This is a genomic window from Enterococcus sp. CR-Ec1, assembly GCF_002850555.1.
Lineage (GTDB): Bacteria > Bacillota > Bacilli > Lactobacillales > Enterococcaceae > Enterococcus_D > Enterococcus_D entomosocium.
Genome location: NZ_CP025223.1, coordinates 3,525,563 through 3,550,952, shown reverse-complemented (window position 1 = coordinate 3,550,952; position 25,390 = coordinate 3,525,563). Strand labels below are relative to the sequence as shown.

Annotated in this window: 23 protein-coding genes; 13 read left to right on the top strand and 10 right to left on the bottom strand. The window is 42.4% G+C overall.

What is annotated here, in order from left to right:
- Positions 1-187: 187 nt before the first annotated feature.
- Together CXM95_RS17090 and CXM95_RS17085 are read right to left on the bottom strand one after the other, a co-directional pair.
- The gene (locus CXM95_RS17090; protein WP_101699460.1) at positions 188-1,054 is read right to left on the bottom strand and encodes an aldo/keto reductase; all 867 of its coding nucleotides are present in this window, start codon (positions 1,052-1,054) and stop codon (positions 188-190) included.
- A gap of 75 nt (positions 1,055-1,129) precedes the next feature.
- Entirely contained in the window at positions 1,130-1,549 is a 420-nt protein-coding gene (locus CXM95_RS17085) for a MerR family transcriptional regulator (protein ID WP_015510553.1), read from the bottom strand.
- 392 nt (positions 1,550-1,941) lie between these two features.
- Here CXM95_RS17085 and CXM95_RS17080 point away from each other — a divergent pair, with 392 nt between their 5' ends.
- The 5 genes from CXM95_RS17080 to CXM95_RS17055 all read left to right on the top strand — a co-directional run bounded on the left by CXM95_RS17080 (position 1,942) and on the right by CXM95_RS17055 (position 9,071).
- On the top strand, positions 1,942-2,394 hold the full coding sequence (locus tag CXM95_RS17080) for a GNAT family N-acetyltransferase (protein WP_101699459.1): 453 nt from the start codon (positions 1,942-1,944) through the stop codon (positions 2,392-2,394).
- Positions 2,395-3,586: 1,192 nt separating this feature from the next.
- On the top strand, positions 3,587-4,228 hold the full coding sequence (locus tag CXM95_RS17070) for a hypothetical protein (protein WP_101699457.1): 642 nt from the start codon (positions 3,587-3,589) through the stop codon (positions 4,226-4,228).
- A 24-nt stretch (positions 4,229-4,252) separates the two neighbouring features.
- On the top strand, positions 4,253-5,662 hold the full coding sequence (locus CXM95_RS17065) for an amino acid permease (RefSeq protein ID WP_101699456.1): 1,410 nt from the start codon (positions 4,253-4,255) through the stop codon (positions 5,660-5,662).
- Positions 5,663-5,691: 29 nt separating this feature from the next.
- Positions 5,692-7,086: a glutamate decarboxylase gene (locus CXM95_RS17060; protein WP_005233215.1), complete on the top strand. Its 1,395-nt coding sequence runs from the start codon at positions 5,692-5,694 to the stop codon at positions 7,084-7,086.
- Between the two features lie 536 nt (positions 7,087-7,622).
- Positions 7,623-9,071: a helix-turn-helix domain-containing protein gene (locus CXM95_RS17055; RefSeq protein WP_101699455.1), complete on the top strand. Its 1,449-nt coding sequence runs from the start codon at positions 7,623-7,625 to the stop codon at positions 9,069-9,071.
- 296 nt (positions 9,072-9,367) lie between these two features.
- Here CXM95_RS17055 and CXM95_RS17050 read toward each other — a convergent pair whose 3' ends face one another.
- Positions 9,368-9,757, bottom strand: a complete 390-nt coding sequence (locus CXM95_RS17050) for a YxeA family protein (protein WP_233499063.1) — start codon at positions 9,755-9,757, stop codon at positions 9,368-9,370.
- Positions 9,758-10,177: 420 nt separating this feature from the next.
- Entirely contained in the window at positions 10,178-11,599 is a 1,422-nt protein-coding gene (locus tag CXM95_RS17045; RefSeq protein ID WP_101699453.1) for a cryptochrome/photolyase family protein, read from the bottom strand.
- Positions 11,600-11,952: 353 nt separating this feature from the next.
- Here CXM95_RS17045 and cls point away from each other — a divergent pair, with 353 nt between their 5' ends.
- Positions 11,953-13,482 (top strand): cardiolipin synthase, encoded by a 1,530-nt coding sequence (gene cls / locus CXM95_RS17040; RefSeq protein WP_101699452.1) that lies wholly within the window; start codon positions 11,953-11,955, stop codon positions 13,480-13,482.
- A gap of 61 nt (positions 13,483-13,543) precedes the next feature.
- On the opposite strand, the gene CXM95_RS17035 is transcribed toward cls, so the two are convergent.
- Positions 13,544-14,017, bottom strand: a complete 474-nt coding sequence (locus tag CXM95_RS17035) for a DUF3955 domain-containing protein (RefSeq protein WP_101699451.1) — start codon at positions 14,015-14,017, stop codon at positions 13,544-13,546.
- A 424-nt stretch (positions 14,018-14,441) separates the two neighbouring features.
- On the opposite strand from CXM95_RS17035, the gene CXM95_RS17030 reads away from it, so the two are divergent.
- The 5 genes from CXM95_RS17030 to CXM95_RS17010 all read left to right on the top strand — a co-directional run bounded on the left by CXM95_RS17030 (position 14,442) and on the right by CXM95_RS17010 (position 18,614).
- Positions 14,442-14,756, top strand: a complete 315-nt coding sequence (locus tag CXM95_RS17030) for a rhodanese-like domain-containing protein (RefSeq protein ID WP_008380263.1) — start codon at positions 14,442-14,444, stop codon at positions 14,754-14,756.
- 2 nt (positions 14,757-14,758) lie between these two features.
- Positions 14,759-16,417 carry an FAD-dependent oxidoreductase gene (locus tag CXM95_RS17025; protein WP_101699450.1) on the top strand — a complete coding sequence of 553 codons (1,659 nt, stop codon included), beginning with the start codon at positions 14,759-14,761 and terminating at the stop codon, positions 16,415-16,417.
- On the top strand, positions 16,410-16,709 hold the full coding sequence (locus CXM95_RS17020) for a rhodanese-like domain-containing protein (RefSeq protein ID WP_005233232.1): 300 nt from the start codon (positions 16,410-16,412) through the stop codon (positions 16,707-16,709). Before CXM95_RS17025 ends, CXM95_RS17020 begins: the two co-directional genes overlap by 8 nt.
- Positions 16,706-16,966: a metal-sensitive transcriptional regulator gene (locus tag CXM95_RS17015; protein WP_005230585.1), complete on the top strand. Its 261-nt coding sequence runs from the start codon at positions 16,706-16,708 to the stop codon at positions 16,964-16,966. Before CXM95_RS17020 ends, CXM95_RS17015 begins: the two co-directional genes overlap by 4 nt.
- Before the next feature lie 331 nt (positions 16,967-17,297).
- On the top strand, positions 17,298-18,614 hold the full coding sequence (locus tag CXM95_RS17010) for an MATE family efflux transporter (protein WP_008380256.1): 1,317 nt from the start codon (positions 17,298-17,300) through the stop codon (positions 18,612-18,614).
- A 70-nt stretch (positions 18,615-18,684) separates the two neighbouring features.
- Here the strand turns inward: CXM95_RS17010 and CXM95_RS17005 are convergent, their stop codons facing one another.
- A complete protein-coding gene (locus CXM95_RS17005; protein ID WP_008380254.1) occupies positions 18,685-18,891 on the bottom strand; it encodes a hypothetical protein in 207 nt (68 codons plus the stop codon).
- A gap of 363 nt (positions 18,892-19,254) precedes the next feature.
- On the bottom strand, positions 19,255-19,995 hold the full coding sequence (locus CXM95_RS17000) for an SDR family oxidoreductase (RefSeq protein WP_008380252.1): 741 nt from the start codon (positions 19,993-19,995) through the stop codon (positions 19,255-19,257).
- Between the two features lie 164 nt (positions 19,996-20,159).
- On the opposite strand from CXM95_RS17000, the gene CXM95_RS16995 reads away from it, so the two are divergent.
- The gene (locus tag CXM95_RS16995; protein WP_035006915.1) at positions 20,160-20,597 is read left to right on the top strand and encodes a MerR family transcriptional regulator; all 438 of its coding nucleotides are present in this window, start codon (positions 20,160-20,162) and stop codon (positions 20,595-20,597) included.
- A 141-nt stretch (positions 20,598-20,738) separates the two neighbouring features.
- Here CXM95_RS16995 and CXM95_RS16990 read toward each other — a convergent pair whose 3' ends face one another.
- The 3 genes from CXM95_RS16990 to CXM95_RS16980 all read right to left on the bottom strand — a co-directional run bounded on the left by CXM95_RS16990 (position 20,739) and on the right by CXM95_RS16980 (position 23,814).
- Complete coding sequence (locus tag CXM95_RS16990) at positions 20,739-21,488, bottom strand: SagB/ThcOx family dehydrogenase (RefSeq protein WP_101699449.1); 750 nt, start codon at positions 21,486-21,488, stop codon at positions 20,739-20,741.
- A 288-nt stretch (positions 21,489-21,776) separates the two neighbouring features.
- Complete coding sequence (locus tag CXM95_RS16985) at positions 21,777-22,877, bottom strand: iron-containing alcohol dehydrogenase family protein (RefSeq protein WP_101699448.1); 1,101 nt, start codon at positions 22,875-22,877, stop codon at positions 21,777-21,779.
- Positions 22,813-23,814: a bile acid:sodium symporter family protein gene (locus CXM95_RS16980; protein ID WP_005233246.1), complete on the bottom strand. Its 1,002-nt coding sequence runs from the start codon at positions 23,812-23,814 to the stop codon at positions 22,813-22,815. The genes CXM95_RS16985 and CXM95_RS16980 overlap by 65 nt, the downstream gene beginning before the upstream one ends.
- 598 nt (positions 23,815-24,412) lie before the next feature.
- On the opposite strand from CXM95_RS16980, the gene CXM95_RS16975 reads away from it, so the two are divergent.
- The gene (locus CXM95_RS16975) at positions 24,413-25,048 is read left to right on the top strand and encodes an NAD(P)H-binding protein (RefSeq protein WP_016620293.1); all 636 of its coding nucleotides are present in this window, start codon (positions 24,413-24,415) and stop codon (positions 25,046-25,048) included.
- Positions 25,049-25,390: the final 342 nt, after the last annotated feature.

Here is a 25,390-nt window from a genome sequence, read left to right as displayed (position 1 = left end):
TTGTAGGTCATCATTTAGGTCCCACTATTAATATGAAAGGGAGTTACTTGATCAGTGCAGATTCACTAGTCGGAGTTATAAAAACAGTTTCATTTTTACAAAGAAAAGTGACGACCCACCATTCAGTAAGAAACAATATAAGTCCGCCTCCTTTTGCAAGGGGAGCGGACTTATATTGTTTTCCTTATTAGCTTTCAGTATCTAACATCCGATTCATAAACCATTCCACTTGTTGGGGGGCATCGTGGTCAAAGAATGCGGACTCTTTTTTATCTAAAGCGGCTATTTTTTCAATGTCTTCTTGGGAAAGCTCAAAGTCAAAAATAGCAATGTTTTCAGCCATCCGTTCTGGACGAACTGTTTTTGCTAAAGCGACGATGCCTCGTTGCATCAACCAGCGAAGAACAACTTGACCAACCGTTTTGCCATATTGCTTGCCAATTTCTGCTAATGTCGGATTGGTAAATAGGTCATGGCGTCCTTCTGCAAAGGGTGCCCAAGCTTCAACTTGAACGTCGTATTTTTCATGCCATTCCTGATCTTCCACTCGTTGATTCCAAGGGTTCACTTCGATTTGATTGATTTGAGGTTTCACCTCATTCAAGCCGACAAACTCGATCATCTTAGCTGATTTGAAATTTGAAACGCCAATTGCACGTAATTTCCCTGTTTTTTGAGCAGCAACCATTGAGCGCCAAGCACCATAAATATCTCCATATGGTTGGTGAATAAGATAAAGATCAAGGTATGTCAATCCCATTGTGTCAAGCGAATGTTCAATCGTTTCTTTCGCTTTATCTTCGGAAGCTTGGAGAATAAATAATTTAGAGGTAACAAAAAGTTCTTCCCGAGTGACTAGACCTTCAGTGATGGCGCGCTTGATTCCCTCGCCTGTTTCTGTTTCATTTCCATAAATAGAAGCAGTGTCGATCAGTCGATACCCAGCTTTGATTGCTTGGTAAACAGCTTCGGCTGTTTCTTCCAAAGGAATTTGATAAACGCCAAAGCCTAGTTGCGGCATGGTGACACCATTATTGAGTGTGATTGTTTGCATAGTGTTTCCTCCTCTAATTTTCATTACATGTTCTATCCTAAACCTTGGAGTTAAGTCCACAGCAAGTAAAAGATGTTACTTTTTTCGTTCCCATAATTTTTCAACTTTATCAGGGGTCATATTTCCTGCCTTAAATTTTGCGATATGCTCATCATACGTTTCTATCTTATAAATAAGTAGGTCTCGCACTTCCTGCATTTCTGCTAACTTTTTCTCTAATTCTTCGAGTTGATCGGATAAAATCTGTTTCTGAGCTTTTTCGACATTTTGACTTTCACGTACTTGTGCCAATTGGGCAAATTCAATTAGCGATTCGATGGACAATCCTGCATTTCGTAAATGTTTTGCTAAATAGATCCAGTTTAGATCATTCGTTGTGTACACCCGATAGCCACTCTCATTGCGTTGAACAGGTGGAATTACACCGACTCGTTCATAATAGCGCAATGTGTCTACGCTCAAATCAAACATTTCCGCTGCTTTTTTTATATTCATCGTTGGTTCTCCTTATCTTTTTCTATAAGTAATCATAAACCCTAAAGTGGACTCTAGGGCAAGTGGTTTAAAATAGTTTATTTAAAAGAATATATTTTGTTCGTAAGGACGACTATATAGGAAGAAAAAGCTACAAGCATTTTTATTTCAACAGAATGATTTGAGCAATCATCAGTATTGAAAGCTCCTTTTTTAGTGTGCTTCAAAGCATATCATGCTCTCATGCATAGGTTATTGTTTCGTTATCTATATGAGCGAGGCATTTTTTTCCATAGATTTTAAATAAATCCATCTCATGTTATGATGATGATGAAAATTCTTAACTTGGATCAAGGAAACAATCGGTTCTTGTTATGAAAAACGAAAAAAAGCTGATGAGAGTGTGACTATCCATGAATATAAAAGAAGTAAATAATATGAATCAAAAGTTAGAGCAACAATTAATTGAAGTTTGGGAGAGTTCTGTTAAGGCGACGCACACCTTTTTGTCAGAGTCTGAAATCCAAGCCATTAAGCAATACATTCCAGAGGCATTGCATCATGTGCCGCATTTGATTGTCGTAGAAAGTGAGCAAGGAGAGCCAGCTGGCTTCATGGGGATCTCGGATCGAAATCTTGAAATGCTGTTTATAGCAAATGAACAAAGAGGCAAGGGCCTAGGAAAGAAACTCTTGGCATACGGGATGGAAAACTATTTTGTAAATGAATTGGGAGTAAATGAACAGAATCCTCAGGCGAAAGGATTTTATGAGCATATGGGATTTGAGGTATACAAAAGAAGCGAGTTAGACGAACAAGGAAATCCTTATCCGATTCTTTATATGAAGAAAGTTGATAAAAAGTAGCTATTTTTTTATTTCTTTATTTTTGAGGATTGCTTGGCTGTATGCCTAGAAGATCTAAAATTAGGTTGATTGAAGACGATTTTAGAAACAAGATAAGCGTCACAAGCTTTTTATTTTCAGCAGTCGTTATATACGACTGTCTATCATTCATCATTTTATAGGTCGTCATCATTTAGATTATGCTAGTAATGTGAAAGGCTGCTACCCAATCAAGTCAGCTTCATTTGCAATGCCTCCAAAAAACTTTCCGATTTGAATAAAAAGCTCACCCCAAGCAACCCCCGAAAAATAGTTTCGGGGGTTGCTTGGGGTTTGGGGGGCTTAGCTAGCTAAGTAATGATCGATCACAAAAAAATGATCAAAACAGAATAGGCAATTTTTTGTTTTCAATCAAAAAATGTTGATCATTTTATCAAGCAGAGGATGGCACAAGTAAGTGGAAAGTAGGTAGTGGCTATTTTTTTGTTCAGGATGGGGAAGTAGATTTGTCTAGGATACGCCGGAGGATAAACGTTTTGAGGATCATTTGTTTTTGACTTACCTATGTGCCATCACTGCGGAAACCCTGTGGATGAAGGCGTCATGTACGACACCAGATACTCGGATGAGAGCTAAGGACGTTTGATTGCCGTGCCTGACACGCTTTTTCTAACCGCAAAGTCGTAGGGGCTAAAGAGCTACAGCGCTGAGACAGATGACTGCCCCGTGCGATTTTGGGTGTTTTTTGAACCCTACAAGCTGCTATTGCTGCTCGCCTATTCGTCGCAAGCTTGGAAGGTCTTCTCAGAAAATGCCCGTCAGCTGTCAACAGGCTGCCTTTTGCATCAGGAAGCATCAGCGTTCTAACAAATTTTTTTGATCCAGTAGTCGCCCACTCATTTTGGGCAACTTCTATCCGAGAAATCGTTGCGTTAGAAGTATGTCTGTCCGTCCTTTCCAGATAAAAGTCAGCTGAAAGAGGGCTGATACTTAACAAAACGGCAGTTAGGACGACCACAAGCGCTCTCAAAAAAACTCAGTCCTTTCTTTTCAATGGTCATTGTTCTTATCTGCACTTCATGATAGCACCGAAACGCGAATTATTTTTCGCGTTTTTTTGTTTTTAAAATAAAAAATTAGATATTCGCTTTTTTGGGTTAAATGGTATACCTGAGATGGAATAAAAATAATAAAAGAAAGGACAGGATTTACAATGAAGAAAACATCATTAGTTGCAGGTTTCGTTTTAGGTGTAGGCGTTTTGTTTACTCTAGGTGCATGCTCAACAGTGGAAGAATCAGGGGAAGTGGTCTCTGGGTCTGGAACGGAAACGTTGATCAGCGATTCGTCAGATGAAGTAGTTGTGGGAAGTGAAAAATTGAGTGATGACGGGTATTTTGAACAAATCGTAACTAAGGGAATCGATCCGAAAATCAAAGACGTCGTTTGGTATGAAACGAATTATGAAAATTCTGGTTGGGATCACATTCGCTTTTTAGTGAATCATGTAAAAATCGTGAATGTAGAAGAATTCAAAGACAAAGACAAAGAATACAAAACATTGCTTTCACTGAAATATCAATTGTTTAATGAAGATTCGAAAGACAAAAAAATCAAACCTGACAAAGCCTATTTGGTGTTGAATGATGGCAAAAAAGTAGAAGCGGAAGTGTTTGTGGACTACTTAGATGATGAGATTTTGACCCATGACAAACATAAAGATGGCTTTATTCATTTTAAAGTGGCGCAAGAACAAAGTTTGCCAGCGATCAAAGCGGTCGAAATCGAATTTAAAGCAGATGGAGATTTGACACATACGTACCATATTGATCTATCTTCCGCTGCTGAAAAATAGTATCTAATGATAGGAGGTAAAAAAATGGATACTAGCAAGAAAAAACTATCATTGTTGAGTTTTTTTGCAATAACTGCTTCAATGGTGATGACGGTATATGAGTATCCAACCTTTGCGACATCGAAGATGAATTTAGTTTTTTATTTACTCGTCGGCGGTTTCCTCTGGTTTATCCCTGTAGCCCTTTGCTCTGCGGAGATGGCTACTGTAAAGGGATGGGAAAAAGGGGGACTCTATACCTGGGTCTCAAAAACATTAGGGAGAAAATGGGGCTTTGCTACCATTTTCTTCCAATGGTTCCAAATCACGGTAGGCTTTATTACGATGATTTACTTTATTGTCGGGGCGCTTTCCTATGCCCTAAATTGGCCGGCTCTTAATACGAATGTTTGGCTGAAGCTGATTGCCACTTTAGTGATCTTTTGGCTAATCACGATCTCGCAATTTGGCGGAACAAAAAATACTGCGAAGATTGCCAAAGTAGGGTTCTTTGTGGGGATCGTCGCAACAGGGATCATTCTTTTTATCTTAGGAATTGTCTACATTGCTCAAGGGAATCCCGTCAAAGTTTCTTTTGGATCAGGTGCATGGATTCCTGATTTCACGAAAATCAATACGCTGGTCGTTTTTGTTTCCTTTATTTTGGCCTATGCAGGGGTTGAATCTTCTGCCAGTCACGTAAAAGACATGGATAATCCTGGAAAGAATTATCCGAAAGCTATTTTGATTTTAGTCGTAGCGACGATTCTTTTGGATACGTTAGGTGGGGCAACGGTGGCTGCCACGATTCCCCAAAATCAATTGTCTCTTGATACTGGTGTGATTCAAGCCTATTCTTATTTGATCCATCATTTTGGCGGCGGGGAATGGCTGGTTCGTTTGATTGCGGTGGTCATCTGTTTAGGTGTCATTGCAGAAATTGCTGCTTGGGTGGTCGGCCCATCGACGGCGATGCTTGAAGCAGCTGAAAATGGCTTGCTGCCAAAACAAATGGCCAAAGTCAATCAACACAATGTCCCAATCAATATCGTTTTGGTACAAGGCATCATTGTTTCCATTTGGGCGGTTGTCTTGACATTAGGCGGTGGAGGCGCCAATCTATCCTTCTTCGTTGCGATGGCGTTGACGGTCTGCATCTATCTGGTGGCTTATGTCCTCTTGTTTCTTTCCTATATTAAATTAGTCAAAGAAAAAGACGACTTAACAAGAACGTATCATATTCCTGGTGGGAAAAATGTGAAAATTGGTGTTGCGATGGTTGGTTTGCTTGTTTCTATTTTTTCTTTCTTTATTTCCTTCTTTCCACCGAGCGATATCGGATCCGGAAAGGGCGGAACCTATTTAGCCATCTTGATCATCAGTTGGCTGATTATTGTCGTGATACCGTTTGTCATCTATAAATATGTAGGTGAAAAAGCAAGCGATAAAAAATAAAAAGCACAACCTATGAGGAGGAGAGCTGCATGTTATTTAGTAAAAAAAATCGAAAAGAAGCCCAATATTTGGAGCCTATCTATGGGAATGAGGCAATGGATCAAGCGATCCCTATGTACAAATTACCAAAAGAGTCCTTGGTACCGCGGGATGCCTATGAATTAGTCAAAGATCAATTGATCGATGAAGGGGTCTCAAGACAAAATTTGGCGACGTTCTGTCAAACCTACATGGAACCAGAAGCAGTCAAAATTATGAGTGAAACCCTTGATAAAAACGCCATCGATAAAACCGAGTACCCACGGACAGCAGAAATTGAAAACCGCTGTGTCAATATGATCGCTGATTTATGGCATGCCCCAGAAGCGTCCGATTTTATCGGTACATCAACGGTAGGCTCAAGTGAAGCGTGTATGCTAGGTGGATTGGCCTTAAAATTTGCTTGGCGCAATCGGGCAAAAAAACTTGGCTTAGATATCAATAAACAAAAACCAAACTTAGTGATTTCTTCTGCCTATCAAGTCGTTTGGGAAAAATTCTGTGTCTACTGGGACATTGAAATGCGAACGATCCCTATCGATGAAGAACATGGCAGCATTAATGTTGAAAAGGTCACGGACTATTTAGATGAATATACGATCGGGGTCGTTGGTATTTTAGGAATCACTTACACTGGACGATACGATGATATCAAAGCACTAGACAAGAAATTAGAGGAATACAACAAACATACCGACTACAAAGTCTACATCCACGTGGATGCGGCTAGTGGGGGATTGTACACGCCATTTATGGAACCAGAACTTGAATGGGATTTCCGTTTGAAAAACGTTCGTTCCATCAGTACGTCGGGACATAAATATGGGTTAGTCTACCCTGGTATCGGTTGGGTGCTTTGGAAAGAAAAAGATTTCTTACCAGAAGAGTTGGTCTTTAAAGTAAGTTATCTTGGCGGTGAAATGCCAACGATGGCCATCAACTTTTCAAGAAGCGCTAGCCAAATCATCGGACAATATTACACCTTTATCCGCAATGGGTTTGAAGGCTACCGCTTGATCCACAAAAAGACCAGCGATGTTGCCCAATATTTAGCAAAAGAGATTGAAAACATGGGTTACTTCGATATTTATAATGATGGTTCACGGTTGCCGATCGTCTGCTACAAATTAAAAGAAGATGCCGATATTTCTTGGAATCTGTATGATTTGACGGATGAATTTGCGATGAAAGGTTGGCAAGTCCCTACCTATCCATTACCTGATAATCTATCACATATCAATATCCAACGCTTTGTCTGCCGGGCAGATTTAAGTATGCAAATGGCAATGGATCTGGTGCAAGACATGAAAGAAGGAATCGAGCGCTTGAACAAGCGACCAAGCCGTCATGTTTCATCCGATCAAACCTATGGCTTTTCACATTAAGAAACGGTATCGCTAGAAACCCTTTCATTGCTTGTTTCAATGAATAAAAAGTCCCTTTATGAAACGTTTTTTGCAAGACTGAATGAACATTGGTTTATAGAAAAATCAAAGGCGGTTGCATCGACTGCCTTTGATTTTTTTGTTTATAAGAACGGGTAAGCACTTGATAGTGTCGTTTTTTAAGAGAAAGTAAAAAAACAGTGCTTGATAATTTCATTTATTGACATTTCTGACTTGTGATAGTATTAATTATTAGGGTCTAAATATATTTTTTTAGAGAAGAACGTTTTACATAAACGAAAAGGAAATCTTAGAACGTTGTCGTGAGGGAATTCTTAGGGAAATTCGTCTTGCATCGAGGGTTTTTGTTTGTCAGTCATGGTTTGTTGGGGAGTAAGTGAAGGAAAAATATGTGTAGAAAGGGCCTGTTTTTACTGCGCTTGTTTGTTTCATAAGTAACGTACTGCTATCTTTTTCTGTAAATTGGTTGTAACTATTCTGAATGAATATAGATTTACACTGGAGGAAAAACAGTCATGTATAAAGAAGACTTACTGGATAAGGACTTAAAATTAGAGTATATCTTGCTCAAATTTTTGTATTTATCGACCGGTCATATCAAAAAAAGTGATGCGTGTCGGGAATTAGATATTACGATGCCGACCTTGACGAAATTATCAGAGAGCCTTCAACGGCAACTAAAAAATGAGAAGGTCTCATTTATCATCAATCGTTATACGTTGGAACTGCAAGTAACCGATAGTGTCTCACTGGATGATTTGACCGACACGCTATTGAAAAAATCTGCTAAATATCAAATCATCCATTATTTGTTTCAACATGCAGGCTATGATGCCTTCGTCTTGGCTGATGAATTAAACATAAGTGTGGGGACCCTCAATCGATTGATTGCTGAGTGCAATCAGTTGTTGCAGCATTTTGAATTAAAGATCAGAAACAAAAAACTAGTTGGAACGATGACACAACGCATTTATTTTTACTATAATTTTTTCAAAATGGGTGCAACAACGATCGATTCTGTTTTGATCGATGACCTGGTTGCGGAGTTAGCGAAAAAAATAACCTTATCGATTGCCCAACAAAAGCAGCTGAAGATCTGGTTGTTTGTGATTATGAAAAAAGTCACGTCTCACACGACCTTGGGAAGTTTAAGTCCGGAAGAACAAACCAAAATTGAGCGTTGCCAAGAGATGCCCCTCTGTCACTTTATTCGACAGATCTATGCTTCTAAAAAATGTATCTGCTCAGTAGATGAAGCGAAGATCGTGCCATTCTTTATCTGTCTCTTCCTCATTACGGTGGGCGGGATTCCTTACGAGGAACTTCGCTTAGGACTGTACACTAATAAAAATCCCGTCTTTGAGATCACCGATGAAGTCATGGCAGCAATCCAGTCCATTTATCGTCTTGATGCCTCGCATACGACGATCGATATCAAAGCCAATGTCTTTTCCTTAATCGCACAAGTTTATTACTTTCATGGAGTGAATTATTCCATCGATCGAGTCACGCTAAATTATTACCACAAAATGTTTCACAATTCCTTGCGAGATCAAGTGATCTCAGACATTCTGGAACACATTATTGCACCGACCAACTTGTTTACGCCCACGAAACTCAACTATCTCAAGAAACGCCTAGTCTTTTTAATTTATATGTTATCGCCTAAAGAAGAATATCGGGTACGGATCGGGGTCTTAAATATGTGCTCTAGTCTTTTGGCGGATGCTTCGATTTACTTGTTAAAAAATGAACTAAAAGGCAAGCAAAATGTTGTTGTTTTACCCTATACTCCGGACGAGACATTTGACTTGTTGATTTCCAATGCCAATCTCCCCCAATTAGGGAACAATTATGACCAATTTTATCAAGTGACCGCCATTGGTGCCGATTTAGACGTCAATCAGGTTTCTGCGATCGTCGATCAAATTGCTTATTCTAAGTATCATTCTTTTGTGGTGTGAGCCATCACTTGTTAGTTAAAAAGCAGCGAGTCAACGGATAGGTGATTCGCTGCTTTTTCAATTATCTGCGAAGTAGGGAAAGGAAAAGGCGCTTGAATTGCTCTTATCATTGATGACGGAATGAAAACAGGGATCAGTCAAGCAGCTTTCTGCTAGATAATGTGTCCAGTATCCTTGTATAACGTATCGCAACAGAGCAGAAGACATTAAGCGTGAAAATAACAGAAGGGATTCAAAATGCTGGTTTTGGAAGGATGTAAAAAAAAGACCCACATAATGATGTGAGTCTGCAATCGTTAGTTCTGATTTTCTAATTTTTCTAGAACCTTTTTGGGAATTGCATCTTTTTCAACGCTATTCGGGCCTTTTATTGTGCGCTTTTCACTGATCACCGCTTTTACATAAGAATTTGGGGTTAAGGGTTTTGCGTGATCTTCTGATAATGAAACCTCGAGTGTTTGTGTGCTGCCATCTTCTTTTACAAAGTTTAATGTGTAATCGTAAGAATACCAAGGTGACTGGTCGCCGATGCCGCTTTTACTTTCATGTTCTACCTTAGGGGGAATCTCAGATGGGACATACGCGTAAGCTGTTTGTCCTGAGTAGGTGGATTGATAATATTCATAGCCTTTGTATCCGGCAAACCCTAAAAGTACGACTAAGACGAATCCGATTATTTTTTTCATATAAACCATCCTTATCCTCAAATATGGAGCTATTATAACAGAATGGTTCTATAGATGACCTTTCATCAGACGAACAGTTTTGCAAGGAGAAATGTTACTAGCCAGTCGTGGAAAAGTGGGGAACGCCGCTAATAAAGGGTTCTATCTATAAATCGTCAGGGTATTGTTGCTTAGAGTGACTAGAAATAAGTGCGGAATCAGGCGACAAGACCTTAATAAAAAAACATAGCAAGTAGTATGACCTTTTTTGTACGCACAACAACTGACTACTTGATGAGGTGAGCCGTTTGTTTTTTCACTATAGAAAGGTGAAAAACGGCGCACCAGTTTAATAAAAAACCAGCAAAGACACTCCGTAAGAGCCCGTCTTTGCTGGTTTTTTTCTACCGAAAATGTTTGAGAGCAGGCCATGACAGCTGCTTACGGCTCGATTTTACTATACAAATCGAGGGCTCTTTTTCTGGATTCGTTGTGATCAACTATAGGCAACGGATAGTTGGTGCCTAAAACTACCTTTAGGTCGGCTTGTTCTTCGTCAGTCATCAGGTAAGGTTCGTGGATGAATTTTAGCGGCAACTGGGCGAGTTCGGGAACAAATTGTTTGATAAACGTCCCCTCTTTGTCGAATTTTTTCCCCTGAGTGATGGGGTTGAAAATTCGAAAGTAAGGAACGGCATCGGTGCCGGTCGAAGCTGCCCACTGCCAGCCGCCGATATTGCTGGCAGCGTCGTAGTCGATCAATTGTCGAGCAAAATAGGCTTCTCCTTGCCGCCAGTCGATCAATAAATCTTTGGTTAGAAAGGAAGCGACGATCATCCGTAGACGGTTATGCATCCAACCGGTTTGATTCAGCTGCCGCATCGCGGCATCAATGATCGGATAGCCGGTTTGCCCTGCTTGCCATTTGTTTAGCGCCTCTTCATCCTTTTGCCAATCCATATTTCGATATTTCTCAATGAGTTCATAGTTTTTTTGCTCCGGATGAGTGAAGTAGATCATATGATAAAAATCTCGCCAAGCCAGTTCTTTTAAAAAGGTCGCTTTGCCAGTGCTGGGTGGCATTCCTTGGCAAGCGGCCCAAACCTTCCGAATAGAGATTTGTCCAAAAGACAAGAAAGGGGACAGGCGGCTGGTTCCTTTGATCGAAGGGAGATCACGGTCTTTTTCATAGGCGGCCAAACGCTTTTGCACAAAGGCCTGCAATTGTTTATGCGCATAGTCTTCCCCAACGATCGTTGAAAAATCGGTCTTTCTATTTTTTAGCAGCTCAGCAAGCAGCGCTGTCCCTGCTTTGAAGTGAGGGGCATCATTAAAATGAGCGGCTTTTTCAAAATCAAGGGCCTGCTTTTGATTGACCGGTTTGGGCAGCTGGATCCATTTCTTATAATAGGGCGTAAATTTTTTGTAATACGTCCCGTCCTCTTTGGTGATTTCCGTTGGTTGGTGCAGATGATGTTCTTCGAAGAAATGGACAGTGACGCCTTTTTTTTCGACCAATTCTTTTATATAGAGGTCGCGTTTACGACCAAATCCACGGTTATCAAAGTTGAAGTACAGTTGGCTCCATTCTGGATAGCAAGCGAACAACTGATCAAAGGCTTCTGTCAAAGTCCCCGTCAAGAGGTGGATCGTCAGATTTTGCTTTTTGGCAGCCTCGATAAAGTGAGCAACCGCGCTAAAAAAGTAATCATGGCTTGGTGCATCGGGGAGAAACTGCTTTTCATTGAGATGAAACACACACAACAATTGGTCGTTTGCTTGAAGAGACAAAAGCGCCTCAGTAAGCGCCGTATTGTCCTCTAAGCGCAGATCCTTTCTAAACCACATCACATGAATTGCCATAACAACCTCCTTGATAGTATAACCGTGCAAAAAACCGATCGGATTTCGTTTATAGTAAAGGAAAGATGGGATTTATTCAAATTTGGCGATTGCGTAAGGAAAATTGCTGTTTCAGCAAGTCGAGGGATGCTTACAGGGTTTGTTTTAATTGGTGCACCGATTTGAATAGGCGCTTGTCATTTACCGTTTCGTTTCTGCAAATCGTCTCTTCTTAATAAATAATAGGTAAAAAATGAGTAGTAGGGGATGAAATGAGTTACATTTGCGTAACGAGAACGTATATAATCATAGTATATAGTGAGGCTTTTTGCTTTAGCGTTTATTAATAAGCGCATATTTGGATGGGGTGAAGGATGATCAAAAACAAATTACAGCAATATAAAATTTTAACGATTTTACTGATACTTGTGACGGTTGGATTAATTCTCTTTTTAAATCAGATGATTTATGCTTGGCAGGCCATTGAAATTTTGGCGATTCTTCTTTGTGGCTACTTAGTGGTTTTTGATCAAAGGGATGGAACTTCGAAGATTGCTTGGATCTTAGCTTTATTGTTTTTACCGATTGTAGGAGTCATGTTGTATTATTTAATTGGTCGTGAACCTCGGTTAAGGAAATTGCCCAAACAGCAGATACAAAATGAACGGGAAGTACAGCGAACGGTTTCGGCTATTCTGCAAGAACATTCAGAGATCATTCATGGAAAACATGATCTCTCCACTGAGATTTTTCATCTTTCGGGCAAGTATCCCACAACTAATAATCATCTGACTGTATTAAACGAAGGCGCTGAGGCGTTCGCTTCTTTGCTAGAAGATATCAAGAAAGCCAAGCATCATGTGCATGTGTTTTTTTATATCGTTAAAGGGGATGAAACAGGGGAGGAGCTGACAAATGTTCTGGTCGAAAAGGCCAAACAAGGGGTGGAAGTTCGGTTTATGTATGATAGCGTGGGGTCGATCGCCTTTCCTAATCAATTATTATTATTGATGAGAAAGAATGGGGTAGAGGTGCGCACGTATGATTTGTTGAACTCGCCTTGGCTAAGTAATAAAGCGAACTGGCGCAATCACCGTAAAATGGTCGTTATTGATGGGGAGATTGCACATACAGGAGGCATGAATATTGGAAATGAATATAGTGGGCGAGGCAGTAAGTTTTCTTATTGGCGAGACACAAACATCCGGATAGAAGGACCTGCTGTTCTAGAAGTACAAGAGTGCTTTATTTATGATTGGCTCTTTCTTGATGAAACGGAAGAAACGGTCACTCATTTTTTGACACAGACAGCTACGTATTTTCCGTTGAAGACCGACGTTCAAAGCGGTTCGGAAATCGTTCAGGTAATCTACGGCGGACCCTATGATAGCGAGCGAATCATTAAGGATTCCTTTAATGACCTCATTGGAAAGGCAACGGATTCGATTAAGATCGCAATGCCTTACTTTATTACTGATGAAGAAAGTTTAGGTGCGCTTAGAAGAGCAGCACGGTGTGGGATCAACGTACAATTGATTGTGCCGGGAAAAGGGGATCGAGGAATTTCTTTTCATGGCACGAATTCGTTTATTGATGAATTATTATCTGCCGGCGTCGAAGTCTACACCTATGATGAGACTGCTTTTATTCACTGTAAATATATGATCGTCGATGAGTTTGCTGCAACGATCGGGTCAACAAATTTTGATATTCGTAGTTTTTACCTTAACCATGAGTTATCTATGTTCATCTATGGGCCGTCGAAAATAATCACAGAGTTAAATCAGCAATTTATGGAAGACTTAGCTCATGCAAAATTAGTAGAAAAAGAAGAATGGCAAGCCAGAAGCCTTTTGACGAAAACAAAAGAAAAAATCAGTGGCTTGTTTGTTCCGATTCTTTGAAGGAAGATAGTGAACAGAGAAAAAAACTCGATTCCATCATCTGGAATCGAGTTTTTTCGCGTCATTTTCTTCTAGCAGCTCGAAAATAATTGATCCCGGTTCCCGCAAATACTACGAAACTAGCCAATAGGAACAAAAATCCTACGGGGACTAGATAGAAATTTTCATGTAAAATGCCGGATTGATCGATGTATTCCACGGAGCTTGCTTTGATGAAGAAGCAGGCAAAGCCGAATAGTAGTAAAAATGTTCCGATCAAGGTCGTGATCAAATTGAGTTTGGCGCGTCGGGTCTCGCTGCCGTCTTTGATTAGTTTTTCAGTGATCTTGTTCACTTGAGTTCCTCCTAAAATCAATTCATCAAGCGAGAGTTGAAAAATCGTGGCGATGGCAATCAACATTTCTAAATCTGGTAGATTGCGATTGTTTTCCCAGTTCGAAACGGCTTGTCTCGTCACGTGTAGTTGAGTGGCAAATTGTTCTTGGGTCAAGTTATTTATTGTGCGTACTTCTTTGATTTTTTCGCCAAATTCCATCTTTTTTTCCTTTCGCTGATGTGACTTAAGCATAGTCGAAACCCGCGTTGTTTCCAAGAAAGCAGGGCTTGCTTCTTGATAAATCAAGGGAAAGTGGTGCTTGCGTCGTTTTTTATCTGCTGTTTTTTTGAGAGGAGCATCGTTTTCATTCTGAGGTCGTGAAAAACGTCTGTGACAAAGTGACCTTGAAGCGTGTTATTTTTACTGCATATCATTTTGTTTATTATAGCACTGAGGCTAAGGGGAAGGAAATATGTGGCTCGTTTTTTCTCTTGCTTGATTGGTACATGTCCGATACATGACAGTTTATCGAGTGGGGAGCAACGCAACAGCAAGTTTCTTTTCTTAAAGAAAATCACTTAGTTGACAAAAAGAGAAACATCTTGTTTAATATACCCCGAGGGGTATAAGAAAGGAGCAAGAAATGTTTTCATTATTTAAACGCATACCAAGTATGTCAACAGCAGATTTACAAAAAGAAGGAGCCAAAGAATGGACGGTTCTGGATGTTCGCACGCCGGCGGAGTACCGTAGCGGGCACATTGCCTACGCCAAAAATGTACCGTTAAACAAGATTGCGGGCTTCACTCAAAAAGGTGACAAGAAACTGGCAGTCATTTGCCAATCAGGGATGCGAAGCAAACAAGCAGCCAAAATCCTAAATAAAAAGGGGTTTGATGTGGTCAATGTTCGCGGTGGCATGAATCAATGGCGGGGAACAACCAAAGGAGGAAAGTAACGATGGAAAAAATAGTTATTGTCGGTGGGGTAGCAGGAGGAATGTCTGCAGCAACGCGCTTACGTCGGCTTAAAGAAGTAGCGGAGATCATTATTTTTGAAAAAGGTCCTTTTGTCTCTTTTGCGAATTGTGGACTGCCGTATGCCATTTCTGGTGAGATCGAAGAGCGAGACGCCTTATTGGTCCAAACACCTGAGGCATTAAAAAAACGGTTTAACCTAGATGTGCGGCCTCTTCATGAAGTGCTGGCGATCGATCCTCAGGAGAAAACGGTGACGGTCAAACATGGCGAACAGGTCTTCACGGAATCTTATGATGCGTTGATTTTATCACCGGGGGCAAAACCGCTAGTACCAGCGATCAAAGGGCTAGAAGAAGCAACCAACGCCTTTTCTTTGCGCAATGTTCCTGATTTAGACCAAATCATGGCACATCTTGAAGACAAAAAGCCTCAAAAAGCGACGATCATTGGCGCTGGGTTTATTGGTTTAGAAGTCGCTGAAAATTTACATAAAAAAGGCCTACAAGTAACGATCGTGGAAAAAGCACCCCACGTATTGCCACCTTTGGATGAAGAAATGGCGGCGTATGTCAAAAATGAATTGATCAAGCAAGGGGTCAATGTTTTGACCTCGCAGTCAGCGACCGCTTTTGAAAAAGCAGGGCAAGAAATCGTTCTAGAGGATGGAACGGTTCTGGCTTCAGATATCACGATTCTTTCGGTGGGTGTCCAACCAGAAACGGATTTGGCAAAACGTGCCGGTATCCAATTAGGACACCGGGGGGGTATCCTGGTAGATGAGCAATACCAAACCAGCAAGAAAGATATTTACGCGGTGGGAGATGCCATCGTTGTGAAACAACAAATCACTAACGAAGACACGCTGATCTCCTTGGCGTCACCAGCCAATCGCCAAGGTCGGCAAGTGGCTGATGTATTGGGAGGACTGACTCGCAAAAACAAAGGCAGTATTGGGACGGCGATCGTGCGCGTATTCGATCTTGCCGCAGCGTCCACTGGGTTGGGTGAGCGCAGCGCCAAACTGGCGGGGCTAAATCCTCAGGTGGTTCATCTTTCAGGCAAAGACCATGCTGGGTATTATCCTGATGCGACGGATATTTATTTGAAATTGATTTTTGATGCTGATACTGGAAACATCTACGGTGCGCAAGGCATCGGTGCCAAAGGGGTCGATAAACGGATCGATATTTTAGCAACAGCGATCAAAGGTGGCTTAACGATCTTTGACTTGCCTGAACTGGAATTCACCTACGCGCCGCCTTTTGGCTCAGCGAAAGATCCAGTGAATATGATTGGCTATGCAGCGATCAATCTGGCAGAAGGAATCAGTGAGAATATCCAATGGCACGAATTGACGGAGGCCTTAGAAAACGGTAAGCAGTTGTTGGATGTTCGTTCAGAGATGGAATTAGCCAATAATGGGCGTTTTCAAGAGGCGCTCCACATTCCGTTAGATGAATTGAGAAATCGGTTGTCTGAATTGGATCCAAGTGTTTCGTATGTTGTTACGTGTCATAGCGGATTGAGAAGCTACATTGCCGAACGCATCTTAAAACAAGCGGGCATCAATTGTCAAAACCTCGATGGTGCCTTTTCGTTGTATAATACTATTAAGCCGGAGATGATTATTCATGATTAAAGCAATATCTATGGAGGAATTTACCCAAAAAGAAAAACGTGAGGCGCTTGAGATCCTTGATGTCAGAGAAGTTGATGAGTTTGCACAAGGACACATCAAAACAGCACAAAACCTACCGTTGAGCGAGCTGACGGAACAGATCAGCGACTTAGAGAAGGATAAAAATTACTATGTCATCTGTCACTCAGGGACTCGTTCGCAAATGGCGTCTGAGTTTTTGAGCCAGCAAGGGTTTCAAGTGACCAATGTCCTCGGCGGCATGTCAGCATGGAGAGGAGAAATCAAACGATGACCGCATGCAACAAAGATATTTTGAATCGGTTAAAACGAACCGAAGGCCAGTTGCGGGGGATTCAAAAAATGATCGAAGACGAGAAAGAATGCGTCGATGTCATCACGCAATTGTCCGCCGTCAGTTCCAGCGTCAACCGTATTATGGGAATCATTGTCGCTGAGAATTTGAAAAATTGTTTGGAAAATCCAGACAGCGACACGGAAACCCAAAAGCAGAAAATCGATCAAGCCGTTCAGCTGATCGTGAAGAAATAGCGGGATTTTTGAAAGGTTTGTCGCGTTTTTTATCATCCCATAGAAAAGGTTCAGAAGAGCAGTATGTTCTTCTGAACCTTTTTATTCTTCATCAGTGATTGCTTGTCGACACCAATGGAGGAAATAAGCGGAGCTTGTCGGGATGTTTTGTTTTTTAATTACGAAGGAATATACACCGAGAAGGCTGTATGGTTAAATGGAGAGAGAAACGTCAAAACGCCTGATGGGTCGTTGAGTATTTGCGACTATTAACGATCGCTTGTATTGTGATGTGAATCACAATTAGTGGGTGGGCGTTGTTCAGTTATTGCGAAGGAGAGAGGAGAGCTTCTTGAACAAAAAAATACAGTCTTTTACATTGCCTTTGATTGCTTCCAATTTGTTTCAAATCATTATTGCACAAGTTTCCTTAGCGATTATTTCAAGAAGATCCACGGAAGCGCTGGCGGCGATCGCACTGATCGACGGGTTTCTCTATGCTTTTGCGGGTATCTTAGGTGCGATTGGGCTTGCTTTTAATATTTATGGCGCAAAGGCAGTCGGGCAAAGAGAAGAGACGCAGTTAAATGATTATCTGTCGTCGGTTCTTTTTTTAGTAGTCGCGATCGGTGTGAGCTTTTTGCTGATTTTCCTGCTTTTTGGACGAGACATTTTACAGGTTGTCTACGGATTTAGCGGGGAGCTGCTAGGAACTGCGACGTTGTATCTTGCAATCATGTCCCCCTATATTTTACTTACGTTAGTCACGTTTGTTTTTACTAGCCTTTTAAAAATTGAAAAGAAAACGAACTACATCCTCGGTGTTTCGATCATTAGTGCGTTGGTACAGGTGTTGCTTAGCTATTTATTGATCAACGGCAATCTCGGTTTTCCCGCCATGGGGGTCTTAGGCAGTGGCATCGCAAATATGCTTGCGACTTTGTGCTTGCTGGGGATTTATGGGGTTCTTTTAAGAGAAAGTCTAGCAAGAGGGCTAAAACAAAGACCACGAAAACGCGCCTTTTTATTGAAAAAATCGATCCCCTTAATGATTCAGGAATGCTTTGAAGGCTTAGTCTTTATTATTGCTTTTGAAGCTTTCGTCTCACGGTTGGGTGTTAGTACGCTGGCCGCCTATGCGATCGGCAGCCAAGGATTGATGATCGCACGGTTGCCTGCTTTGATGTATGGCAACGCAGTGACCGTCTTTGCGAGTGAGGCGAATGGTCAGAAAAATCGTCAGAAGATTTTAGCAGTGGGAAAAAGTGCCTTCGCTTCTTCTTTCGTGGCTTATGTTGGAATCGTCAGTCTGATCTGGGGCTTTCGTTCTGCTTTTTTCCAGTTGTTTACTACAGATGTCGCTGTTTTAGACTTGTTGCCAGCTATTTTGCCAATCATGCTGGGGATAATGCTCGTCAGTCCGTTATATGAAATCACAAAATACTTATTACAAAGTTTGGAGTGCAGTCGCATGGTTTGTCTGTTGACAGGATGCGTCAACAGTCTGGTTTTAATGGGAATCACAGGCTTTTGGAGCAGTGGGCAGCTGAACTTTTTCTTCCTCTACTGTCTATACGGTTTGAATTTCCTGATTCTCGGCAGTTTCTTTGCAGGGCTGTTTTATTGGACGATCAAGCAGCGTTATCCTCAAGGCAAAGGACGCCTTTGAGGGGGATAGAAAAAAGCGAAGGTGCTGCTGATCCTTCGCTTTTTCGTCGCCTACAATTGGACAGGGGAGATTAATTGTGGCTGACTTCTTCGTAAAAGATAGCATTGCGTTCTGCAATCAGTTGGGTTTCCCTTCGCTCTAATTCGAGAAAGGTTTCGTCTGCCAGCAATTCGGCAGCAGAGTAGCCGGCCGCCAAGAAGTTTTCTGCATAGGTCAATTTCTGATTCGTGATGTTTCTTCGTTGCTCGGCAATGACGAGCAGCTGTTTCACATTCATACACTCACTCCATTCTTTTATAAAAAGCAAGTACTAAAAGAGGACAGCTAATAATACTTGCAAGTCAACGTTGAAGGCGGGATATCAATCATGCTCGGCTATTCATAAATAAGAGAAATACGGTAGGTTCGTTTCTGATTGGTCGTTTTATACGGAAGCTTTGTACTAAGTATAAAAAAATTTCCCCCGTAGCAACAGAACCTAGTCGTTTACATAAAGCAACGATTGGTTTACATTACTCGGACAAGCGGGTGTTACAAGAAAAACAAGTAATTTTTCCTAGGGGAACGGCGGGATTTGACGACAAAAAAACCTGCGATCGCCTCAGGCGGATAGCAGGTTTCACGGGCTAGTAGAAATAGCTTAAACGGTTTGTTTTGCTGGGCGCAGCAAGACTTCGCTGATCGCCACATGTTTGGGCTGTTGAATGGCATAAACCACTGCATTTGCTACATCTTCTGGCGTTAGGCTGTTGCCTTCTACGCGAGAGGTTTCTTTCAAGGCTGCTTCTAGTTGAGCATTACCTACGGTTTCAAACAATTCCGTGGAGACCATTCCCGGAGAGACGATGGTGGAACGAATGCCATGTTCACGTTCTTCTTGGCGCAAACCTTCCATGATTGCACGAACCGCAAACTTTGTCCCGTTGTACACGGCAGATCCCGGGTAAATGACATGTCCAGCAACTGAGTCAGTGGCGATGATCAAGCCGTCTTGTTGTTTTTGCATGATGGGCAGCACAGCGCCGATCCCGTTCAATACCCCCATGATATTGATATCCAGCATTTTTTGCCAGCTGTCATAGTTCAACTCTGCCAAGTTTCCTTGAGGCATGATGCCAGCATTATTGAAAAGGACATCAATCCGACCAAAGGAGGTCATGGCTAAATCAATGACTTGTTGGACTTGTTCGCGATTCGTGACATCGGCTGTTTGATACAAGACATTTTCTCCTAGTTTTTCAGCCAGTGCTTTGATGCGCTCTTCACGGCGGGCGGCGATTACTACTTTTGCCCCTTGTTCGGCTAGCTTAACGGCGGTTGCTTCCCCAATTCCTGAAGAGGCTCCCATAATTACGATAACTTTTTCTTTGATTTCTGTCATTTGTCTTTCCTCCAGTGAATGATTTTTTCATCGAATCCTGCTGCTGCCAAACCCAAACCTGCGAGATGACGGGTGATTGACAGTACAGTGCTTGCGGTGTAATTTTATTGTAGAACCTGAAGTTAGGTTTAGGTCAAGCGATAAACAAAACTTTTTTAGGAGCGATGCAAGTGAGTTACTCGATTGGTGAAGTATCAAAAACGACTAACATCCCCATCTCGACACTACGTTACTACGATCGAGAAGGAATGTTTCCGAATATGGCCCGTAGCAATGGCGGCATTCGGGTGTTTTCAGAAAAAGAAGTGGCGACGATCAAAGTGATCGATTGTTTGAAGAATACCGGCATGCCCATCAAAGACATCAAGAATTTCTTGGATTGGGGCGAAGAAGGCGATGCGTCTTTGCAGAAACGGCAGCAGCTGTTTCATGAACGTTTGGAAGAAGTCACCAAGCAAATGGCAGCCTTGCAAGAAACGATGAATACGATCAAATACAAATGCTGGTACTACGATACAGCGATGGAAGCAGGCACCGAAGCGGTAGTAAAAGAGCTACCGCTAGAAGAAATACCAGAAGAAGTCCGGGAATACAAATTGTAAGCAAAGAGAAAAACCACCTGCTGTTTTTGCAGGTGGTTTTTCGATTCTACTGGTTTTGCTGGGAAAATCAACCTTGCCAGTTGCCGTTTTCTAATGAAAGACTGACAATCCTACGAAAATGGGCTCTGTTATTCAGTAGCGCTACTCAATAACCCCCACTGGAATCAAATAGCGGGGTTCATTTTCCGTCGGCAGTTGTAATAATTCTTTGAGTTCATGATCCGTGAAGGCGCCGATCGGCACAGCGCCTAAGCCTAACGCTTGGGCTTGTAAAAGGACGTTTTGGGCGGAATGACCGACTTCGATATAGGCATAGCGTTCGATTCCTCGGTCCCCATAGCGCTCAATCAGTCGTTCATAAACCACTGTATAAAGCAATGTGGCAGGTGCCCGTTGGATCGCTTGCTGATCCAACGAACCTTCCGCCAATGCGGTCCGAAAATCACCAGCAAGGATTTTTTCTAAGGCATGTTGCTCAGGTTGATACAGATAAAGCCCTGGCTCAAGCCCCGTTACCTGTGTGACCACGACATAGAGGTCTAAGGGATACAAGGCACCAGCCGAAGGCGCTGTCCGGCGACCATCTTCTGTAGTGACACCGGCAGCGGCCCATAAAAGCTGTGCCAGCTGTTCTTGTGTTAGCTCGGTGTCTTGAAAATCCCGTTGCGAGCGCCGCTCGAAGAGAGCTTCCGCCACACTGGTTTCCCCGTCTAAGATCGGTTGCGGCAGTGGAAAGGTTTCATAGGAAACCGCTGGTTCAGAAGAAGTGGCGGTGTTGGCAGTCGGTTGTTCCTCAATCGGTGCCGTATCCGCACTGCAGCCAGTGAGGAGTAAGCCCAGCACCAAAAGAGCGACTAAATGAGCAAAGCGAAATCGTTTGTAACGGGTCATGAGGATTCCTCCTTTTTCTAAGGGCTTCGTGTTATTTATAAGTATAACAAGGATTGCTTTTTCATGCGCTTTTATTCACAAGTAGATAATTAGGGAGGTAAGCAGTCTCTCAGTCGTATCATAGGCTGATTGTGCTTTTTAATATTTTCTAAAGACCTAGATAATGAGTAGTATCGTATTAACTTGCTATGAATATTTTTTATGAAATCCAAACCGACTGCAATCAAACGTAAGAGAAAAAAAGGCCATACAAAAACCCTCCAGCAACGAATTGCTGGAGGGCTTCATTTAATTCGCAGCTGCCAATGACGCTTGGTTTTGTTTGGCATGGTAGGCTTCTACGTCTAAGATTGCTTGTTTGAACATTTCTCGCGTGATCTCATAAGGCACGTGGACGATATCATTGGTGGTCATTGCTTTATCTAAGATTGCCTCAAGGTCGCTGGTGGCGTTAAGACCCATATCTGCTAAGCAAACCGGCAGTTTGTTTTCCTTCATAAAGGCGTAGATGCGCTGGAAGAGGGCCTCTTGCTGATCGAGCTGCAACAAGGCCAAAACACCGTAACTAACGGAAGCACCATGCAAATAGTCTTCCATTTTTTCCAAAACGGTCGTTCCGTAGTAAAAGGAATGGGCAAGGGCGGAGTTGTAATCATTGATGACTAAGACGGAAACTAAGCCGATAGTCACGATGATATCCAAGACGACTTGCTCAATGGCATAAGATGGCTGATTGGCGGCACTGTCTTTCAAGGCTTGTGTGCCGTATTGCAATAAGCGTTCCGTGCACATTTTGCCGATTTGGATGCCTAACCCATCGGTGTAGTCTAACTCATCGCCCCGCGCTGAAAACGTCGATTCGATCTCTTTGGAGAGGGCATCGCCGATTCCTGCCCATAAGTACTTGTCGGGGGCCTGGGCGATGATCTCACTGTCGATAAAGGCATGGGTCGGTGGTTGCGAAGGGAAAAACAGCCCTTGCATCTCGCCGTTTTCTTTATAGATGACACAGACCGCGGTGACTGGTGAGCAGTTGGAGCCAATCGTTGGAAAGGTGAAGACTGGTTTGCCTGCTTTTTCTCCAACCACTTTGACGGTATCGCAAACGCGGCCGCCGCCAACGGCGAATAGAACATCGGCGGCTTGGACGCTTGGATTGGCTAACAGCTGATCGACGTTTTCATAGGTCGAGTTGCCGCCGTACCACAAGGTATCCGTCACTTTGACTGCTGACGTTAAACCGGCTTTGATCTTGTCTTCGGCTTTTTCAAGGGCGGTTTTTCCGCCGATGATCACGGCATTGGTGCCGTATGGTTTTACGATCTCATTTACTTTTTCGTAGGCGTCCGCCCCGATTGTGTAGTTTGGCAAAAAGATACTTTGACTCATACTGTTTTCCTTCTTTCTTGGCCACGAGATTGGCTAAAATTGGTCCGGTAATTTGATGGATCACCATGCCGACTGCGGCAGGGGTAACGGCTGCAGCAATGGCGGCAAAGTGGGCATTGGCTAACGAGATCGCTAGGCCGGTATTTTTCATTCCTAATTGAAACATGATGGATTTGGCTTGGGTGGCACTGACGCCCATCACACGGCTCAGACCATAGCCTGCACCGTAGCCAATCAAGTTATGGAGCAAGACTAAGAAAATCACGATCAAGCCAGATTGGACGATGACGGCACCGTTGCGAGCGACAGTTCCGGCAACGATCAATAAGATACTAACGGAAGAAATCAACACAAATGATTGCAGAAATCGCTCGATGTGCTTGGCAATGAGTTTGTGGACGATCACCCCTAAAATGATCGGCAAAAGCACCATCTGCAATACAGACAAGAGCATTTCCCAGAAGGAGATCTCAGTATACTGACCAGCCAAGATGTAAACCAAAAAGGGGGTAACGACGGTCGCTAACAAGGTCGATACCGTGGTCATGGAAACGGTGAGGGCGACATCGCCTTTGCCGATAAAGGTCATGACATTGCTGGCGGTTCCACCAGAAACGCAACCTAGTAGGACAAACCCGATGATCAAACCGGAAGAAAGACCAAACAGCTGCGCTAAGCCGTAAGCAACCAAAGGACTGATGGTGAACTGGAAAAGCACTCCTAAGATGAATGCTTTAGGCTGTAAGACGACCATTTTAAAAGCAGCAACGTTTAAAGTCATCCCCATACAAAACATGATGATGCTCAGAAGAATCGTTGTACGAGGCGGAATCCATAAGAAGGGTTGCGGGAAAAAATAAGAGACGATCATCAATAAAATCATGATATAGATCAAATACTTGTTTACAAAAGCAGCGATCGTGTTGACGGTTTTCATAAGAAAAAATCATCCTTCCTTTTTCTGCATGACCAATCAAGTGTTCAAACAGAAGGGGTCTTTAGAATAAGTGCAGTGCATAACCGTGGGGAATCGGCAGCAGTTGTTCAACGAGCGTTTTCGAATCTATCTGACATCAATGTGTCAGCCTGCAAAAGGCCGCTTCCTTGAAAATGGGTATAAAAAAACACTCCATCTCAAGAAGTTGATCTTCTTTTTGGATGCAATGTGAATAGGGACTCTTTGAATGTATAAATCAAACAGTCCCGGCTATAATAATAAAATAATTCGTTTGCTATCATTGGTGCAGGTCATATACGCCACCGTCCTTTTCTTTATTTGGAATTTTCTAAATATTTAAATTATTTCTACCTAGTCTACAAAAGAGTCAAGGCTTTGTCAATCGTTTGAGAAAATTTTTTCATTTTTTGGGGTGTTTTTTTTAAAACATGGGTTTCTATGGGGAAAAATAGCAAGAATTGGTTTGTGCTGTGCCTTTTTCTCCTTCGTTTAGAAACAGAATAGTTGTTGGATCTAGGTTTTTGTCCTACGATGATACTAGCAAGAGTTGGAAAAAGAATCGAGAGGAGTAAAGAAAATGAAAATTTTTGTCGTTGGTGCTACCGGACGGGTGGGCCAAAAATTGATCGCCTTTCTAGAAAAACAAGGACACATCGTTTATGCTGGTGCGCGCAGCAGTGAGAAAATCACAGAAACGGAGAATATCAAGCCCGTGTTCTTTGATTTACACACGGAACCGGAAGAGATGGCGGCCAAATTCGCAGATGCGGAAGCGGTATACTTCGTGGCGGGTTCCCGAGGCAAAGACTTGCTGCAATCTGATCTGTATGGTGCGGTCAAAGTGATGCAAGCCGCTGAATCAAAAGGAATCAAGCGCTACATCCACCTTAGCTCAGCCTATGCCTTAGAACCTGAACAGTGGCAAAGGGAAGGCATGGCGTCATTGATGGATTACACGATCGCCAAATTTTTCTCTGATCGCTGGCTGATCGACAATACCGCACTAGACTATACGATTTTGCAGCCGGGTGCGTTGAAAGAAACACCAGGATTTAGTTTGATCGAGATCAGTGAAACGACCTCTGGTGCGATCCCGATCGAGGATGTCGCCGTCTTGTTAGGTGAAATGCTGGAACGTCCAGCAACTTATCAAAAAGTCATCAAAGTCCAAGCAGGAGAAACACCGATCAGCGAGGCACTGGATCAGCTATAAGGCGTGCCTTTGGGCTTGAAGAGAATGTACTGAAGGAACTGCACGGCAGCGAATCGTTGTCGTGCGGTTTTTTTTCGTAAAAACTTTGAGATGCCTCTTCATTGCTATGAAAGCGATGACTCTTGACTTTGGAAAAATAGTTTGTTACGCTTATTGCTAACTTTAGAGGGGGTGGTAAACGAATGTCAAGCGACTCGAGTGACGGTGAGCAGAAACACTATTTTGACTTGCCTTACTTTTTAATTGAATAGGAGACCAACAACAGCGCGTTATTTAGGAGCAGTTTCTAAATAAGGGGCTTATTTGTGTTATCCATCAATGAAAAAGAAAAGGAAGAAAAAA

Bases quoted from the DNA above. Each gene is read 5' to 3' on its own strand.
- CXM95_RS17090 (WP_101699460.1), bottom strand. From the start codon at position 1,054: ATGCAAACAATCACACTCAATAATGGTGTCACCATGCCGCAACTAGGC.
- CXM95_RS17085 (WP_015510553.1), bottom strand. From the start codon at position 1,549: ATGAATATAAAAAAAGCAGCGGAAATGTTTGATTTGAGCGTAGACACA.
- CXM95_RS17080 (WP_101699459.1), top strand. From the start codon at position 1,942: ATGAATATAAAAGAAGTAAATAATATGAATCAAAAGTTAGAGCAACAA.
- CXM95_RS17070 (WP_101699457.1), top strand. From the start codon at position 3,587: ATGAAGAAAACATCATTAGTTGCAGGTTTCGTTTTAGGTGTAGGCGTT.
- CXM95_RS17065 (WP_101699456.1), top strand. From the start codon at position 4,253: ATGGATACTAGCAAGAAAAAACTATCATTGTTGAGTTTTTTTGCAATA.
- CXM95_RS17060 (WP_005233215.1), top strand. From the start codon at position 5,692: ATGTTATTTAGTAAAAAAAATCGAAAAGAAGCCCAATATTTGGAGCCT.
- CXM95_RS17055 (WP_101699455.1), top strand. From the start codon at position 7,623: ATGTATAAAGAAGACTTACTGGATAAGGACTTAAAATTAGAGTATATC.
- CXM95_RS17050 (WP_233499063.1), bottom strand. From the start codon at position 9,757: ATGAAAAAAATAATCGGATTCGTCTTAGTCGTACTTTTAGGGTTTGCC.
- CXM95_RS17045 (WP_101699453.1), bottom strand. From the start codon at position 11,599: ATGGCAATTCATGTGATGTGGTTTAGAAAGGATCTGCGCTTAGAGGAC.
- cls (WP_101699452.1), top strand. From the start codon at position 11,953: ATGATCAAAAACAAATTACAGCAATATAAAATTTTAACGATTTTACTG.
- CXM95_RS17035 (WP_101699451.1), bottom strand. From the start codon at position 14,017: ATGGAATTTGGCGAAAAAATCAAAGAAGTACGCACAATAAATAACTTG.
- CXM95_RS17030 (WP_008380263.1), top strand. From the start codon at position 14,442: ATGTTTTCATTATTTAAACGCATACCAAGTATGTCAACAGCAGATTTA.
- CXM95_RS17025 (WP_101699450.1), top strand. From the start codon at position 14,759: ATGGAAAAAATAGTTATTGTCGGTGGGGTAGCAGGAGGAATGTCTGCA.
- CXM95_RS17020 (WP_005233232.1), top strand. From the start codon at position 16,410: ATGATTAAAGCAATATCTATGGAGGAATTTACCCAAAAAGAAAAACGT.
- CXM95_RS17015 (WP_005230585.1), top strand. From the start codon at position 16,706: ATGACCGCATGCAACAAAGATATTTTGAATCGGTTAAAACGAACCGAA.
- CXM95_RS17005 (WP_008380254.1), bottom strand. From the start codon at position 18,891: ATGAATGTGAAACAGCTGCTCGTCATTGCCGAGCAACGAAGAAACATC.
- CXM95_RS17000 (WP_008380252.1), bottom strand. From the start codon at position 19,995: ATGACAGAAATCAAAGAAAAAGTTATCGTAATTATGGGAGCCTCTTCA.
- CXM95_RS16995 (WP_035006915.1), top strand. From the start codon at position 20,160: ATGCAAGTGAGTTACTCGATTGGTGAAGTATCAAAAACGACTAACATC.
- CXM95_RS16990 (WP_101699449.1), bottom strand. From the start codon at position 21,488: ATGACCCGTTACAAACGATTTCGCTTTGCTCATTTAGTCGCTCTTTTG.
- CXM95_RS16985 (WP_101699448.1), bottom strand. From the start codon at position 22,877: ATGAGTCAAAGTATCTTTTTGCCAAACTACACAATCGGGGCGGACGCC.
- CXM95_RS16980 (WP_005233246.1), bottom strand. From the start codon at position 23,814: ATGAAAACCGTCAACACGATCGCTGCTTTTGTAAACAAGTATTTGATC.
- CXM95_RS16975 (WP_016620293.1), top strand. From the start codon at position 24,413: ATGAAAATTTTTGTCGTTGGTGCTACCGGACGGGTGGGCCAAAAATTG.